Source organism: Lutimaribacter marinistellae, assembly GCF_042648365.1.
GTDB classification, from domain to species: domain Bacteria; phylum Pseudomonadota; class Alphaproteobacteria; order Rhodobacterales; family Rhodobacteraceae; genus Lutimaribacter_A; species Lutimaribacter_A marinistellae.
Genome location: NZ_JBHRXI010000016.1, coordinates 266665 through 281905 on the forward strand (window position 1 = coordinate 266665; position 15241 = coordinate 281905).

The following is a 15241-nucleotide window of genomic DNA, read 5'->3' on the forward strand; positions in this document are numbered from 1 at the left end:
TCCACCATTAAAATCTATGGCTGTGCGTTTTATGGGTTCCAAGTTGGAACATTGTGATATTCACCGAGAGGCTTGCTGACGGCAGCGAGGGGCGAACCGTTGATGATCCTGTGTGACTTGCGGTTGTTCGGTGCAACATTAGGGCGGGAAGCGTCCGGCGTGGCACCGCTTGGTAGAGAGGCGCTGCGCTGCCTGGGAGGTGCTGTATGAGAGTGCGAATAGCAGAGCTCCGAAAAGAGCGTGGGATGACGCAGGACGATCTTGCCCAGGCGATCGGGATGTCCCGTGCATTCGTCGCCCACATTGAAATCGGAACCCGGCAGTTGTCTCCTCGAAAACAGAAAACCATTGCTGACGCCTTGGGAGTGGATCCAACCGAACTCATTGACTTCGACGCTCCTGATCCTGCGGACGAGCGTCGCCTGATTGAAGCTTTCCGAGCGGCATCTCCGGATCAACGCAGGGCATGGCTCCAAATGGCCGATGTATTGTCCGCAGGTGCGGACAAGCAGGATGGCTGACATGCTCTGATCGAATTGGATGGACGCCCGAGTGAGGCATGCGATTTGCATCTGTCTCGAGCTACGCGAAAACGCGGAACTTTGTGGTATTTCTCAGTCCTTGGTGTTTCGCCACGAAGAAGAAGGCGGGATCACGAGCCAACGCGACTTCGGCTCGCGCGTGGTGGAGTTCGCGGACCTAGAGGCGATGATTGAGGACCGAGCGGAGTGAAAAGACTTGAGAAACTGCCAGACATGACCTCGAAACCGTCATCTGCCCAAAGGGCAGGACTGCGCAACCTCAGCGAAGGCCGCAAGATAGACGCTCATGTAAGAGGAAGATCACAAGCGGGCGGTTTCATGGCGACGATCATCGTCCTAGCCAAACGTGGATGGATCGACGCTGACGGGAACATCACCGACGCGGGCCGCGCGGCCCTGTCCAGATAGCGACGGAGGAACATATGCCTGACGAAATGACCAGAATGACCGCAACCGGCCAGATGCGCGAGCTGACAATCGAAACCCTTCACCGAATGGTCCGCCAAGACCTTTATGAAGCTGTAAACCTCGGGCTTCTGACAAAAGACGAGGCGTGTGACGAGGCAATTAAGACCGCACTTGATTGGAAATCCAAAACACCAGAGGGCGGGCGGCGTGAGTGAGTTCGATTTTAGGCGCTGCCCTGATTGCGGCGGCTATGGCGTCCGTGACAACGGCAATAACTGCCGATCCTGTGGCGGTCGCGGAAAAGGCGGATTGCGAGGCGATGGGACAATCGGCAGCGGTGAAATCATCATCGAGGCAGCTACGGGCCGCAGGGTATCGCCCGACGAATTTGCCCGCATCATGATCGAGCGCGGCCCGATGCGGGTTTGAAGCCTAGCGCAGATCAAGTGGGGGCCAGAATGGGGGCCGGGGAAACCCGGCCTCTTTTTTTATGTCGTAAAATCAGGTGGATAAGTCAGTTAGTTGGTGCGGGCGGTGGGACTCGAACCCACACGGGCTTTCGCCCCACGGATTTTCTTACCAACTACGGCTTTCGCCGCCGCGGATCAAACCGCGTTTGTGGTCTGGACTATCCCTTCGCCTTAGCCAGTTCGGCTTTAGGCGCTGCCCGTCTAGTCTCTACACCTTCCCCTGAGCGGGGCTTGGCTCGGGATTGCCATTTCACAGGGTTCCCCGAATTTGAGCAGTTCTACACCGCGGTTTCCCATCGGTGCACTCAAGTATTCAAGTCCGATGCGTCTACCATTCCGCCACGCCCGCACGCGCCCGTCTATATAAGTGCCAGCGACCGGGGGCAATCGTGGATCGGGCTGATCCATATCAAGGTGACAATTTTCGCGGTTTAATATGTTTCATGGAAACATGATTGAAGGAGCGCAGCACCATGATCCGCCTTGCAGGACTGCTGTTTTCGCTGATTTCCACGGCCCTTGCCGGAACCGGAGTGATCGTGGTTCTGGTTGCAGGTTTCGTCAGCCTGCCAGCCATCTTGGGGGCGGCCATTGCCGGTGCCGTTCTCGCGGCCCCGGTTTCCTGGTTGCTTGCCAAGCGCCTCTACGAGGCCTGATCTTCCGACAGGTCGACCCAGGCCCGCACTGTCGCTTCGAATTCTCGCGGTTTCTCGGCGTGAAGCCAGTGACCCGCTCCGGGGATCTTCATGAATCGCGCCTTGGGAAAGAGTGCACGGATCGTTGCGCGATGTTCCGGCCGCACATAATCCGACTCGCCGCCTGACAGGAAAAGGGTCGGCCCGGTCCAAGCCCGTTCGATCTGCGGAAAGCCTATGATCTTGTCCATGTCCGCCTGCAACTGATCGAGGTTGAGGCGCCAGCGACCGTTTGCGATATCCAGCGACTGGGTAAAGAAGCTCTGCAATGCGCGCTCTACGCCGTGTTCGGCCAACTGCAGCTCTGCTTCCGAGCGGCGGGTGACCCGTGACAGGTCGACCGCTTTCATCGCTTCGATGAATGGCTCTTGGGTATGCGAATAGGGGACCGGCGCAATATCCGCGACGACGAGCTTGTGCACCAACTCGCCGCGCGTCAGCGCCAGCATCATTGCCGCCTTGCCGCCCATCGAGTGACCGAGCAGGTCGACGGGCCCATCGAAACTTTCCAGCAGTTCGGCCAGTGCAGCGGCCATCGCCGGATAGTCGTGCGGCGCGCTCCAGGCGCTTTCGCCGTGGTTGGGCAAATCCACGGCGATCACTCGTCGATCATTCGACAGGCGCTTGGCTATCACGCCCCAGTTTCGGGCCGACCCGAAGAGCCCGTGAACGATCACGAGTGGTGGCTTGTCGCCTGGCGATCCATGGCAAATCGTGTTCAACATGCTCAACTGATACTCCTGACATCAGAGCGCCGCCAGCCCTATTGAGCCCCGGTCGGGCGCCCGGTATGTTGCGGCGTTCAAGGGGCTGTACATGACCGATATCTTTCAACCCAAACGACAGATCGACGAGGTTGCAACGCTGTTGCGGGAGAAGCTTGGCGTAAAGGGCCAGAGCTTTGACCTTGCGTTGCGCCGGGCCAAGCACAGGCTGCCGCGCCGTGTCTATCGTGAAGGCATGGTGCTGGCGAGGGCCGAGGCCTTGTCCGCGCACCCGCGGCTGGCCTGCACCATCGATCAGGGCCGTCTTGACGGAGCGGCCCGCGTGGTCACGGCGCACCTGACCGATTTCGACCCGGGCGAGGCACGCAAGACCTGGTGGCTCGGCGTTCTCGGCGGTCTTGCTTTCAACATCCTGCTCTTTGGCGTGCTGATCATCCTGTTCGTTTTGTGGCGGCAGTCACTCTGACCGGTTTTCCGCGGGTTTTTCTCGCATGAAGAAGCAATATCGCCGCCGGCAGGACCGGCGGCGTTGCAATTTGTCGACGATGTCTCGAAACGTCAGAGGTTTTGATAAATCGGGAAGCGGGCGCAAAGCTCGGCTACCTCGGCCTTGACCTTTTCTTCGACAGCCGAGTTTCCGTCTTCACCATTGGCGGCAAGTCCATCTACGACTTCGATGATCCAGTCAGCGATCTGGCGGAACTCCTGCTCGCCAAAGCCGCGTGTCGTGCCCGCCGGAGAGCCGAGACGGATGCCGCTCGTCACGGTTGGTTTCTCAGGGTCAAATGGCACGCCGTTCTTGTTGCAGGTGATGTGCGCGCGGCCAAGCGCTTTTTCCGTGGCGTTGCCTTTCACGCCTTTGGGGCGCAGATCGACCAACACGACATGCGTGTCGGTGCCATGTGTCACGGTGTCGAGTCCGCCCTTGATCAGCTGATCGCTCAACGCCTGCGCGTTCTTCACGACCTGCTGGATGTAACTCTTGAACTCCGGGCGCAGCGCTTCGCCAAAGGCGACGGCCTTGGCCGCGATGACATGCATGAGGGGTCCGCCCTGAATGCCGGGGAAAATGGCAGAGTTGAACTTCTTGGCCAGCGCCTCGTCATCGGTCAGGATCATGCCGCCGCGCGGGCCGCGCAGGGTCTTGTGCGTGGTCGTTGTCGCGACATGGGCGTGCGGGAAGGGCGAGGGGTGTTCGCCTGCTGCCACGAGGCCGGCGAAATGCGCCATGTCGACATGCAGGTAAGCGCCGACCATGTCCGCAATTTCGCGCATGCGGGCAAAGTCGATCTGCCGCGGGATGGCCGAACCGCCCGCGATGATAAGCTTGGGCTGGTGTTCCTTGGCCAGCGCCTCGACCTGGTCGTAGTCGAGCATGTTGTCCTGCTTGCGCACGCCGTACTGGACCGCGTTGAACCATTTGCCCGACTGGTTGGGGGCGGCGCCGTGAGTCAGGTGACCGCCGGCATCGAGGCTCATGCCAAGGATGGTGTCGCCGGGTTTCAGCAGGGCAGTGAAGACACCCTGGTTGGCCTGGCTGCCGGAGTTGGGCTGCACGTTCGCGAAACCGCATCCGAACAGGTCCTTGGCACGCTCGATGGCGAGGTTCTCGGCAACATCCACGAACTGACAGCCGCCATAATACCGTCGGCCGGGATAACCTTCGGCGTACTTGTTGGTCATCACCGAGCCCTGCGCCTCCATCACGGCGGCCGAAACGATGTTCTCGCTGGCGATCAGTTCGATCTCGTCACGTTGCCGACCTAACTCGCCGGTGATCGACGCGTACAGCTCGGGGTCGCGGCTGGAGAGGGATTCGGTGAAAAAGCCGCTGTCGCGGAGATTGGCGTTCATGTGCGCGCTCCCTGAGGTCAGAGGGGTTCAATTTGCCGGATTTCCTATCGGAAACCCTACAAATGGAAAAGACCCGCAAGCGACCTTTCGGCCAACTGCGACGTCAAGGCTGGCCCCGCCGGGAAAGCTGTGCTTGTTTCGGAACCGAATGCGCAGCACCGGAAACCCAGTTTCATGAACAAGAGAATCGCCTTCCTGGCCAGTGATGTTCCGGTGGCCCAAACCGCACGTTCCGCATTGGTTGCGCGATATGGAAACTGCGCGCCGCGCGATGCGGATACGATCGTGGCATTGGGTGGCGACGGGTTCATGCTGCGTACGCTGCATGGAACCCAGCACCTTGATGTGCCGGTCTACGGCATGAACCGTGGAACGATCGGCTTCCTGATGAACGAGTATGGCGAGGCCGACCTGCCGGAACGTCTTGCCGATGCTCAGGAAGAGGTCATCAACCCACTGGCCATGCGCGCAATGGATCAGTCAGGGCAGTTGCACGAAGCGCTGGCGATCAACGAGGTGTCCATGCTGCGCGCGGGGCCACAGGCCGCCAAGCTACGCATTACGGTGGACGGCCGCCTGCGTCTTGCGGAGCTGGTTTGCGACGGCGCGCTGGTTTCGACGCCTGCGGGATCGACAGCTTACAATTACTCGGCTCACGGCCCGATCCTTCCAATCGGATCGGACGTTCTGGCGCTGACGGCCATCGCGGCCTTTCGCCCGCGTCGGTGGCGCGGCGCACTGCTGCCGAAAACGGCAAAGGTCCGCATCGACGTATTGGAAGCTGACAAGCGGCCGGTGATGGCGGATGCCGACTCCGTTTCATTTCCGGATATCGATTGGGTCGAAATCCGATCAGCCACCAACATCAGGCACCGCATCCTGTTCGATCCCGGCCACGGTTTGGAAGAACGCTTGATTTCGGAACAATTCACCTGATTTCCGAGCCGGTTAACACATTTTACGCGGATCTGTGACAAAGGTCACAGCAGCGTCGATCCGCTCTGGCTAGCCTTGGATTATCCCGGCCGAAGATGTCCGATCCTGGATGTGAGTGGCCAGACGCGATGTGTTCGGGACGAGTATGCATGGTTCGCAGCGGCGGGTGTGGCAACCCTGCGCCCGCCGCACGGATCAACCGGGAGCATTTTAGAAGTCTCGGCCCCGGGCGGCGTTGTTCCCCATCGCCTCCGGGGTCTATTTCGTCTCAGCATCCTCAGATGATCTGTCGGTCGTGGCCTTCCCAAAATGGTTTGCGCAGTTCCGTCTTCAATACCTTGTTGGCACCGGACAGGGGGAATGGCTCGGTCCTGAATTCCACGCTGCGCGGGCATTTGTAGCCGGCGATCAGGTCACGGCAATGCGCCATCAGTTCCTCGGGCGACGCGTGCGATCCGTCCTTGAGAATCACGATTGCATGAACGCTTTCGCCCCACTTCTCGGAGGGTATGCCGATCACTGCGCAGGTTGCGACGGCCGGGTGTTGGGCCAATGCATTCTCTACTTCGGCCGAATACACATTCTCGCCGCCCGAAATGATCATGTCTTTCACCCGGTCCATCAGGTAGACGAAACCCTGGTCATCCATGTACCCCGCATCGCCTGTCAGAACCCAGCCGTCGCGCATGGTCTTGGCGGTGACATCGGGCTTGTTCCAGTAGCCCAGCATCGTGATCGGACCCTTGACCGCAATTTCCCCGATATCGCCCTGCGGGACATCGCGCAGGTCCTCGTCCACGATCCTCAATTCGCACGCTCTTGTTGCCCGCCCGGCCGAACGCAGTTTGCCGGCATAGGGCCCGTCAATCGTGTGATACCTGGTATCGAGAACGGTCGCGACAGGGCTCAACTCGGTCTGTCCGTACGCTTGAAGGAACCTGACCCCGGGAAACTTTTCGAAGGCGAGCTTGAGTGTCGCCTCGGTGATGGGCGAGGCCCCGTAGGCGATCAGTTCGAGCGAAGAGATGTCCGTGTTCCCCAGCTTGGGCGAGGCGAGAACCATCTGGATCATCACCGGAACCAGCAATACATGGCTGGGCCGATGCGTTTCGATCGCGTCAAGCGTTGCTTCGGGCGTGAAGGCGGGAATGACCACATGCGTGCCCGATACCACCGTGATCGCCATGAACCACAGCAGATCGGCGATATGAAACATCGGCGCCGCATGCAGGTAAATGGTTCCGTCTTCGACCTTGAGTTCCTGCGCGTTCGACAAGGCGCCGACATAGAAGTTTTGATGCGACAGCATCACGCCTTTGGGAAAACCCGTGGTGCCGCCGGTATAGAAGATGCCGGCCAGATCGTTACCGCCGCGTTCCACGGCTTCCATCGGGTCCGCTCGGGCGATCAGGTCCTCATAGCCGATCATGCCGGCGGGCACCTCTCCGTCACCGCAATAGACTACGGTGCGAAGGTCGGGCACCTCGGCCGAGATGGCTGGTACCGCGTCCATGAAAGTGTCATCCACGATAAGGATATGCGCGCCCGCGTCATTGAGCGCATAGGCGCATTCAGCCGCTGCCCATCGGATGTTCATCGGCATCATCGCACCGCCCGCCCAGACGGAGCCAAAGAAATACTCGATGAACCTGTCGGAGTTCAAAGACAGCAAGGCGACACGGTCGCCCGTTTCCATACCCAGAGACCGCAAACCCGAAGCGAGCCGCGCGACACGGTCCTGCAATTGAAGCCAGGTTTGCCTGCGTTCGCCATAGATGGTCGCCAGACCATTCGGGTTCGTCTGCACGGCGCGTCGCAAGACGGATGCAATCTGCATGTCGGTCTCCTCCCTTCGCGGTTTAGTCCATTCTTTGCCAGAGCTCCTCGCACATTCGTCCTGCCCGCGCCTCCACGGCTGCGGCTGCATCGACTGCCAGATCCTCGCGCCAGCGTCTGGCCACGATCTGAACCGGGATCGGTTGAGGCCCGGCGTCCAGATTTGCCAGTCGGGCGGGCACGCATGCGGCGGGCAGGCCCATGAAGTTGAACGCATAGGAATAAACCGCGCAACCCAGTACCTCGTCGACGCCTTCAGGCCCTTGGGTGTCGCGGTCGGGTCCGAAGAACGGTCGTGGCTGGAAGGGCGTCAGCACCAACGGATACTCTTCGAGGAACAGGGACCACTGCCGGGCATAGTGGCTACGCTTTGCCATCATCGCCAGCAGCTCGTCGCCCTCGAATGGCGGAAACTCGGAGAAATAGGTGCCAAAGATCTCGCGTATCGTGTTCGAGCCATAGGTGTCGATATCGGTTTTCATGAGGGTATGGACTTCGCCCATCAGCGCGCGGTAGCCGGTTCGCCCTGCGTCGAATACGTCGGGCAGCTCGACCTCCTGCACGTCGTAACCGGCATCGCGCAGCGCGTCGTGCGCGGCCGTCAGCGCGGCATCGACCTCGGGGTGCAGATCGTAGCCATACATCTCACGGGAAAAGGCCACCTTGATCGGACCGTCCAGCGCTTCGCCCTGCCACGGCAGGGGAACGTGGAACGGATCGCGTGGATCGGGCGCGATCAGGCTCGGCATCGCAAGGTGCAAGTCGGCAGCGGAGCGGGTGATCAGCCCTTGAACCGACATGGATTGAGCCAGCATTCCGCGCTCTGCCTTCTGGCTGGGATTCCAGGCCGGGACACGGCCAAGTCCGGGTTTGACAGTCACCGCGCCGTTGGCCGCAGCCGGAAAGCGCAGCGAGCCGCCAATGTCATTGCCGTGAGCAAGCGCGCCGATGCCCGCCATGACAGCCGCACCCGCGCCGCCGGAAGAGCCGCCGGGGGAAACATGTCTTCCCCAAGGATTGTGCGTGCGCCCGTGCAAGGGGTTGTCGGTATCCGCGCGAAACGAGAACTCGGGCGTGTTGGTCCGTCCGATTACCACCGCGCCAGCCTTAAGCAGGTTGGCGACAACCGGCGCATCGTCGGGTGCGATCAAATCCTTGAAGGCGGGAACACCGTTCGTGGTGGCAAATCCCGTCTGATCGACGTTGACCTTGATGGTGACGGGTACGCCGTGCAACGGCCCGGGTTCCGCCCCGCCTGCGCGCGCCTTGTCGAGGGCGCGGGCCCGTTCGATCGCTGTATCCGCGCAGCTTTGAACCACGGCATTCAGATCGGGGTTCACCGCGTTCATGCGCTGAACCGCATCGCCGATGACCTCTTCGACGGTAACGTCGCCGGTGCGGGTGCGGGCGGCAATTTCATGCGCGTCAAGGCGCCAGATATCTTTGTCAGTCATAAAAAATCTCCCGCGCAGAGCGTATCTGCAGCGGGAGATATGACAAGAGTGACGCTAGGGAATCTGTTTCCAGCCTAAGCGGCAGCGAAACCCACTTCCCGCAGCGCTTCCCGGATCTCGTCAAGGATCACGGGGTCGTCGATCGTGGCTGGCATCTTGTAGTCCTTGCCGTCGGCGATCGCGACCATCGTGGCACGCAGGATCTTGCCGGAGCGCGTCTTGGGCAGACGATCCACCACCACCGCCAGTTTGAAGGCCGCCACGGGGCCGATCCGATCCCGCACCATTTGCACGACCTCCCGTGCAATCTCTTCATGGGGGCGGTTACATCCGGAATTCAGACACAGAAAGCCAAGTGGCATCTGACCCTTCAGATCGTCGCTCACGCCTATCACGGCACATTCCGCGACATCGGGATGAGCGGCCAGAACCTCTTCCATCCCGCCGGTCGAAAGCCGGTGACCCGCTACGTTGATGACGTCATCGGTACGGGCCATGATGTAGACATATCCGTCCTCGTCCACCATTCCCGCATCTCCCGTTTCGTAGTAGCCGGGAAAGTGTTCGAGGTAGCTCTTCTTGAAGCGCGCCTCGGCGTTCCAGAGCGTCGGCAGCGTTCCGGGGGGAAGGGGCAGTTTGACCGCGATCGCGCCCAGTTCGCCTCTGGGCAGTTCATGCCCACCCTCGTCTAGAATGCGGATATCATAGCCGGGCATCGGCACGGTAGGACTGCCCAGTTTGACCGGCAACGGCTCGACCCCGACAGGGTTTCCTGCAATCGTCCAGCCTGTTTCCGTCTGCCACCAGTGATCGTAGACGGGTTTGCCGGTCTTGGCCTGCGTCCATTCGATCGTGTCGGGGTCGGCGCGTTCCCCGGCGAGGAATATCGCCTGCAGGCAGGAGAGATCGTATTTTCCGATCAGTTCCCCTTTGGGATCTTCGCGTTTCACTGCCCGGAATGCAGTGGGGGCGGTGAAGAAGCTTTTGACCTTGTGTTCCGAGATCACCCGCCAGAACGTGCCCGCGTCAGGCGTACCAACAGGTTTTCCCTCGAAGACGATGGTCGTGTTGCCGTGGATTAGCGGGCCGTAGCAGATGTAACTGTGTCCGACGACCCAGCCCACGTCCGAGGCGGCCCAGAACACGTCGCCGGGGTCGACGTTGTAGATATTCTTCATCGACCAGTTGAGCGCTACAAGATGTCCGGCGGTGGGGCGGACGACGCCCTTGGGTGCGCCGGTCGTGCCGGAGGTATAAAGGATATAGGCCGGGTGGTTACCCTCTACCGGCACACACTCGGCGGGCTGAACGCCGTACTGAAAGCCATGCCAGTTGAAATCCCGTCCTTCTTCAAGGTTCGCAACTTCCTGCTCCCGCTGGAAAATGACGCAGAATTCGGGCTTGTGGGTGGCTTGTTCGATGGCGCCGTCGAGCAGCGGCTTGTAATGCACAACCCGGCCCGGCTCCAATCCGCAGGACGCAGCGATGATGGCTTTTGGCTTGGCGTCATCGATCCGGACCGCCAGTTCATTCGAGGCGAAGCCTCCGAAGACGACAGAATGGATGGCCCCCAAGCGCGCACAGGCAAGCATGGCTTCGAGCGCTTCGGGGATCATGGGCATGTAGATGATGACCCGGTCGCCCTTTGCGACACCTTTTGCCCGTAGGGCACCGGCCAGCGTGGCAACACGATTGCGTAGCTCTACAAAGGTGATCTCACGCTTTGCGTGGGTGATCGGACTGTCATGAATGATCGCGACCTGCTCGCCGCGCCCGGCTTCGACATGTCGGTCGACCGCGTTCCAGCAGGTGTTTACCCTGGCGTCGCTAAACCATTCGTACAGCGGGGCGTTGCTGTCATCCAACGCGCGGGTGGGCGCCTCGACCCAGTCGATCCCCTTGGCAGCCTCCATCCAGAAGGCCTCGGGGTCGGCTTTCCAGCTGTCATACACATCCTTGTAGGTCATGACGTCCTCCTCCGAAGTCATTGGGAAGGTGTTAGTGAAGCGATGCCAGTCGGAACAAGTCTGTAAACCGACGCCGCGTCACATTATCGCAAAAATTTTGCAGATCGATCCGGAATTGGGCTGCATATTTTTGCAAACACTTGAGCTGCTGGTTGTTTGGATTTGCTTGGGCGAGAATTTGCAAACTTGTAAAGCAAATCCAGCAAATCGACGGGCGAGGAGATTCGGGAGCGCGGCGCGAGGTCGTGCCGGACGGTCCGAATTCGACCTGGGTCGCGTCGAATTCGGGCGGGAATTCGTCTGAGCAAACTGGCAAAAGGATGCTACGGGTCGGCATCCCGCCGCCCTCACAGGGAAAACGCCACGATGGCCATGACGAAGAAAAAACCGGCTGCGGCCGGTACAAAACCGACCAAGAAGTAATCCCTCGCGCTGCTGGCGCCGACGTCCCACAGCCAGTCCCAACACGCTGTTTTCTAAAAGGCCACCGGACGCGAAACCGCCCGGTGGCGATACGTTCATCCGTAATGCGTAACCGGCGTGCCCGCGATGGCTGCCATGTTCAAAAGCCCGCGCGCCGTGATTGAAGGCGACACGATATGGGCCCGGTTACCCATTCCCATCAGGATCGGACCAACTTCGAGTCCAGATGCGCGTGCCTTTAGAATGTTGCGGGTCGCGCTTGCAGCATCGGCATGCGCAAACACGAGGACATTCGCCTCGCCCTCCATGCGGGAGTGGGGGAATATCCGCTGTCGCAATTCCGGGTCCAGGGCGGTGTCCACGTTCATTTCACCTTCGTAGATGAAATCGCAGGGTCTCGAATCGAGGATCTCAAGCGCGGCGCGAATGCGCTCTCCCGATCCGCTGGACTGATTGCCGAACTGGGACTGCGAGCACAGCGCGATATTCGGCTCCAGCCCGAAACGGCGTACATGGCGGGCAGCACCTTCGACGATCTCTGCGATCTGTTCGGGACTGGGACGCTGATGCACCTGCGTGTCCGCGATGAACAGCGGGCCGCTTTCGAGGATCATCATGGACAAGGCCCCGTGCGGAGACAGATCGCCGGTGCCCAGAACCTGTGTCACGTAATTCAGGTGCCAGCTGTATTCCCCGAACGTTCCGCAGATCAGGCTGTCGGCTTCTCCGCGATGCACCATGATTGCCCCGATCGCGGTGGAATTGGTTCGCATGATGGCCTTGGCGAGGTCCGGGGTCACCCCGCGCCGCATCATCAACTGATGGTATGAATTCCAGTAGTCGAAATAGCGCGGATCGTTTTCCGGGTTCACGATCTCGAACTCGCGGTTCGGTCGGATGTTGAGGCCGATCCGTTCGCAGCGCATTTCGATGACTTCGGGGCGTCCGATCAGGATAGGCGTTTCGGTCGTCTCCTCTAGAATGGCCTGCGCCGCGCGCAACACCCGTTCCTCTTCGCCTTCTGCAAACACGATCCGGCGCGCCGCCTTGCCGGCGGCCTCGAACACCGGACGCATCAAGAGCGCTGATTTGAAGACCGTCTGGTTCAGGCGCTGCTTGTATCCCTCGATATCCTCGATCGGGCGGCGAGCGACGCCGCTTTCCATCGCGGCGCGCGCAACCGAGGAGGAGACAACGCCGACAAGTCGCGGGTCGAACGGTTTCGGAATGAGATAGTCCGCACCGAATGTCAGTTGCTCGCCCTTGTAAGCTGCGGCGGCTTCGGCGCTCGTGGTGGCGCGGGCCAGTTCGGCAATTCCGTCGACGCAGGCGATCTGCATTGCGTCGTTTATCTCGGTCGCGCCGACATCCAGAGCGCCGCGGAATATAAAGGGAAAACACAGGACGTTGTTGACCTGGTTGGGAAAGTCGCTGCGCCCGGTCGCGATGATCGCATCAGGGGCCACGGCCCGCGCGGCGTCCGGCAAGATCTCGGGTGTCGGATTGGCCAGCGCGAATATGATCGGACGCTGCGCCATCTTTTCCACCATTTCGGGTTTCAGCACATTTGGCCCGGATAGACCCAGAAACAGGTCTGCGCCTTCAATCACTTCATCAAGTGTCCTCAACTCGCTTTTCTGGGCAAAAGCGGCCTTTTCCGGGTTCATGTCGACCTTGCGCCCGTCATGAACGAGGCCATGGATATCGCAAAGCCAGATGTTCTCGCGTTTGACGCCCAGTTTTACGAGCATGTTCAGGCAAGCGATGCCCGCCGCACCACCGCCGGTCGAAACGATCTTGATCTCGTCAAAGCTCTTGTTCGCGACATGCAGGGCGTTCTTGGCCGCGGCGCCAACCACGATTGCCGTGCCGTGCTGGTCGTCGTGGAACACCGGTATATTCATCCGCTCGCGGCAGATTCGTTCGACAATGAAGCAGTCCGGCGCCTTGATGTCTTCGAGATTGACCGCGCCAAAGGTCGGTTCGAGCGCGCAGACGATCTCGGCCAGTTTCTCGGGGTCGGGCTCGTCCACCTCGATGTCGAAGCAGTCGATGCCAGCGAACTTCTTGAACAGGACTGCCTTGCCCTCCATCACCGGCTTCGAGGCAAGCGCCCCGATGTTACCAAGACCAAGAACCGCCGTTCCGTTCGAGACAACCGCAACAAGGTTGCCGCGGGCGGTGTAGCGTGCCGCATCCTCCGGATTGTCCTTGATCTCAATGCAAGCCTCGGCAACGCCGGGAGAGTAGGCACGGGCCAGATCGCGCCCGTTCGCCATCGGTTTGGTCGCGCGGACCTCGAGTTTTCCGGGCTTGGGAAACTCGTGGTAGTAAAGGGCCGCCTGCCGGAGCGTTTCGTTTTCGGACATGATGGGCTGTTCTTTCGAAATTGTAGTTTAGCGTTAAACTAATTTACATTGTGCGGGAAACCATGACCTCGTTCAAGCCTGCTGGCGTGGGGAGGGGGATTTCCATGTCAGGCCTACCTTACCTCGTAAGGCAGTGTTCCGCGCAGATTCGTATCGATCGTAAGGCGTCGTTCTAACGGGGGGACCGACCGTTGGTGGCAGTTCGTGCGCTCGCAGATCCGGCAGGAGATGCCGATCGGTTCATAAGCGGCGGCATTGTCGATATCCAGCCCGTCGGCATACACCAGCGCATCGGCGTGGCGCGTTTCGCATCCTAGGGCAATGGCATAGCGCCGTACTGGCGCGCCGAAAGAACCGCCCATCTTGGACACGTCCCGCGCAAGGGAGATATAGCGAACGCCATCAGGTGTTTCGGCCAGTTGCCGCAGGAAGTGCCCTGGTGTCTCGAACGCACGATGTACGTTCCAAAGGGGGCAGGCACCGCCGAAGCGGGCGAATTGAAGTCGGGTCGCAGAATGCCTCTTGGTGATCGTACCGGCCTGGTCCACGCGAACGAAGAAGAACGGGATACCCTTTGCTCCGGGGCGCTGGAGCGTCGACAGGCGATGCGCGACCTGTTCGATAGATGCCCCGAAGCGGGCGCCGAGAAGTTCAAGGTCGTGCCTGGTTTCTTGCGCCGCAGCGAGGAAGGTGCCGTATGGCATCAGCGCGGCCCCGGCGAAGTAATTCGCAAGACCGATCTTGGCGATGGCGCGCGCCTCGTCGCTCTGAAAACGAGCGAAATCGAGCGTCGCCTCCAGCAATTTGTTCTGCGTCGTGAGGGCGAGTTGCAAGAGCATCTGGAACAATTGCGTTTGCGGCGAAGAGCGTGTTGAAAGGGTCAGAGTGCTTTCGCCCGGGTCGAACAGGCGCAATGCGTGTTGATCGGCGTATCGGACGACGATTCCTTGTCCGGTGAAAGCAGCCAGCGCGCGTTCGCGCACGCCTTCGGGTCCTTCGGCCCGTTGCGCGAAGTGCTCGGCCGCCCGGTCCATGGCATCAATGTAATTGTCGCAATAGTGGAAGAAGTCGCGCACCTCTTCCCACGGGCTGGCCTGGATGCGGGCATCTTCTCGCCCCAGGGCCTCGTCGAGCGAGGCGAGACGCTCATGCGTTTGTCGATAAGCGCGGTGCAACTCGATAAAGGCGCGGGCCAGCCCCGGCGCGTTCGAGGCGGTTAGGCGCAGATCGGCAAGTGGCGGGACCGTTTCGGCAAAGATCGGGTCGGCCAGCGCCTCGCGCATGTCCGAGACGAGCCGTTCGCTGTCCCCGGTGCTGAGTTCGGTGACATCCAGACCGAATTCCTGTGCAAGAGCCAGTACGACGGTCGTGGAGACCGGGCGATTGTTGTTCTCCATCTGGTTCAGATAGGGCAGGGAGACGCCGAGCTTGGCGGCAAAGTCCTTCTGCGTAAGGGCAAGGCGCGTACGGATTTCCCGCAATTTCGCGCCTGCATAGAGCTTCTGAGTCGGCATGTGGTGCCTTTGCAAACCGGTTTGGCGTCACGGTATAATTGCAAAGCC

13 protein-coding genes are annotated in these 15241 nt (G+C 60.4%); 6 read left to right on the plus strand and 7 right to left on the minus strand.

Annotation, left to right across the window (positions count from 1 at the left end; translation table 11 throughout):
• The first annotated feature begins 206 nt into the window (after nt 1–206).
• From ACFORG_RS15355 to ACFORG_RS15370, 4 genes are all read left to right on the plus strand, one after another.
• Entirely contained in the window at nt 207–521 is a 315-nt protein-coding gene (locus tag ACFORG_RS15355; protein ID WP_386736406.1) for a helix-turn-helix transcriptional regulator, read from the plus strand.
• 443 nt (nt 522–964) lie between these two features.
• Nucleotides 965–1165, plus strand: coding sequence for a hypothetical protein (locus ACFORG_RS15360; protein WP_386736407.1), 201 nt, complete (start codon nt 965–967; stop codon nt 1163–1165).
• Complete coding sequence (locus tag ACFORG_RS15365; protein ID WP_386736408.1) at nt 1158–1379, plus strand: hypothetical protein; 222 nt, start codon at nt 1158–1160, stop codon at nt 1377–1379. The genes ACFORG_RS15360 and ACFORG_RS15365 overlap by 8 nt, the downstream gene beginning before the upstream one ends.
• A 514-nt stretch (nt 1380–1893) precedes the next feature.
• Entirely contained in the window at nt 1894–2076 is a 183-nt protein-coding gene (locus ACFORG_RS15370; protein ID WP_386736409.1) for a hypothetical protein, read from the plus strand.
• On the opposite strand, the gene ACFORG_RS15375 is transcribed toward ACFORG_RS15370, so the two are convergent.
• On the minus strand, nt 2064–2840 hold the full coding sequence (locus ACFORG_RS15375) for an alpha/beta fold hydrolase (protein WP_386736624.1): 777 nt from the start codon (nt 2838–2840) through the stop codon (nt 2064–2066). The genes ACFORG_RS15370 and ACFORG_RS15375 overlap by 13 nt on opposite strands.
• A gap of 91 nt (nt 2841–2931) precedes the next feature.
• Between ACFORG_RS15375 and ACFORG_RS15380 the strand changes: the two genes are divergently transcribed.
• Nucleotides 2932–3306 carry a hypothetical protein gene (locus ACFORG_RS15380; protein ID WP_386736410.1) on the plus strand — a complete coding sequence of 125 codons (375 nt, stop codon included), beginning with the start codon at nt 2932–2934 and terminating at the stop codon, nt 3304–3306.
• 92 nt (nt 3307–3398) lie between these two features.
• Here ACFORG_RS15380 and glyA read toward each other — a convergent pair whose 3' ends face one another.
• Nucleotides 3399–4694, minus strand: a complete 1296-nt coding sequence (gene glyA, locus ACFORG_RS15385) for a serine hydroxymethyltransferase (protein ID WP_386736411.1) — start codon at nt 4692–4694, stop codon at nt 3399–3401.
• A gap of 174 nt (nt 4695–4868) precedes the next feature.
• On the opposite strand from glyA, the gene ACFORG_RS15390 reads away from it, so the two are divergent.
• Nucleotides 4869–5630 carry an NAD kinase gene (locus ACFORG_RS15390; RefSeq protein ID WP_386736412.1) on the plus strand — a complete coding sequence of 254 codons (762 nt, stop codon included), beginning with the start codon at nt 4869–4871 and terminating at the stop codon, nt 5628–5630.
• Nucleotides 5631–5907: 277 nt separating this feature from the next.
• On the opposite strand, the gene ACFORG_RS15395 is transcribed toward ACFORG_RS15390, so the two are convergent.
• From ACFORG_RS15395 to ACFORG_RS15415, 5 genes are all read right to left on the minus strand, one after another.
• Nucleotides 5908–7467: an acyl-CoA synthetase gene (locus ACFORG_RS15395; RefSeq protein ID WP_386736413.1), complete on the minus strand. Its 1560-nt coding sequence runs from the start codon at nt 7465–7467 to the stop codon at nt 5908–5910.
• A 22-nt stretch (nt 7468–7489) separates the two neighbouring features.
• The gene (locus ACFORG_RS15400) at nt 7490–8920 is read right to left on the minus strand and encodes an amidase family protein (RefSeq protein ID WP_386736414.1); all 1431 of its coding nucleotides are present in this window, start codon (nt 8918–8920) and stop codon (nt 7490–7492) included.
• Nucleotides 8921–8994: 74 nt separating this feature from the next.
• Entirely contained in the window at nt 8995–10887 is a 1893-nt protein-coding gene (gene prpE / locus ACFORG_RS15405; RefSeq protein ID WP_386736415.1) for a propionate-CoA ligase PrpE, read from the minus strand.
• 518 nt (nt 10888–11405) lie between these two features.
• Nucleotides 11406–13679 (minus strand): NADP-dependent malic enzyme, encoded by a 2274-nt coding sequence (locus tag ACFORG_RS15410; protein ID WP_386736416.1) that lies wholly within the window; start codon nt 13677–13679, stop codon nt 11406–11408.
• Nucleotides 13680–13792: 113 nt separating this feature from the next.
• Nucleotides 13793–15193, minus strand: coding sequence for a helix-turn-helix domain-containing protein (locus ACFORG_RS15415; RefSeq protein WP_386736417.1), 1401 nt, complete (start codon nt 15191–15193; stop codon nt 13793–13795).
• Between the last annotated feature and the right edge of the window lie 48 nt (nt 15194–15241).